A 1182-nucleotide genomic window follows, 5' to 3' on the forward strand; every position below is an offset into this window, starting at 1 on the left:
ACGAGGTCGCCACAGTCATGCTCGATGAGGTTGATCCGTTCCTCCGGGGCGTCGATCGGGAGGTCCGACTCACCAAGTACCGCGTCGGCCTCCAGACCATCGTCGAATTCCTCGAAGCAAATCCGCCTCAGAGTGGCGGCTTCAGGACACCGGATAGTAGCTGGGGAGAGAATTTCTTCGCGGAGTATTACGACCAGCCCATAGATTCGTCAACTACCGAACGCTGGTTCGAGAACACCGACCTCGGATTGAAGGGGAAGATCGACCTCGTTCACGGCCCTGCCCGACTCCTCGACTACAAGAGTGGCGCAAAGACGTCGGCATACTCCATCGTCAAACACTCGGCGCTCGACCCACCGAGCGACAAACCGAACTTCCAGGCATTGCTGTATCTCGCTCACCAGCGCACTGAGCGCCCGGATGAGGAACTCCGATTCACGTTCTTCCACTTCCTCGAAACGCTCGACGATGTGGTGACTGGGGATGGGTCTCTCGACGATTGCCTCACGACGGTGACGTATTATCCCGTTACGTACAACGGATACATAGCGAGGCGAGACACCTTCACCGAACTGCAGGAAGACGCCGCGAACGACTGTAACAAGACCTTCTCCAAGGTGGAGTACGAAGAGTACTCGGAGTTCTTGGACGTACACGAGTTCCCGGAGACGAGAGACAAGAGTGAACTCTTGGACTCCATGTTTGCTCGCCTATTGACGGAACAGATGAAGGAGAGCGTTGGCGACTACAAGTACGTGAAAAACGGCTGCAAGCAGGCCCTGAGACACTTGCTCCGTATTCGCAACCAGAACTACTTCACTGGCGACGTGGACGCGTTCGAGCAGTTCGTCCGAGCTCGCCTTTCGGAGTTGAACGACCGCCGTGCCGGGGACGAGCGCTTCCCGGTTCAGGGACTCGGCGGCGACCCGAACTATCGCTACGTGGATAACCGAGACTGCATCTTGGAGGGTGGTTCGCGATGACCACGCCGAACGACCAACAGCAGGACCTCATCGACAGCACACAAGGCATCCACGTCGTTGACGCCGGTGCGGGGACGGGGAAGACGTTCACCGTTACTCGTCGATACGCGGAAATCGTCGACCAAGAAGACGTCGAGCCGGAGGACGTCCTCCTCGTGACGTTCACCAACAACGCGGCGATGGAGATGCGAGAGCGAAT

1 protein-coding gene and 1 pseudogene are annotated in these 1182 nt (G+C 57.9%); both read left to right on the plus strand.

Annotated elements, in window-relative coordinates; genetic code table 11:
* A pseudogene (locus C5B91_RS21035) lies at positions 1-983 on the plus strand (PD-(D/E)XK nuclease family protein); the annotation flags it as partial.
* Positions 980-1182: UvrD-helicase domain-containing protein (locus C5B91_RS21040; protein ID WP_147374899.1), on the plus strand; the 203-nt coding region annotated here is incomplete at its 3' end. The pseudogene C5B91_RS21035 and the gene C5B91_RS21040, both read left to right, overlap by 4 nt.

Source organism: Haloferax sp. Atlit-10N, from assembly GCF_003586325.1.
Taxonomy (GTDB): Archaea; Halobacteriota; Halobacteria; order Halobacteriales; family Haloferacaceae; genus Haloferax; species Haloferax prahovense.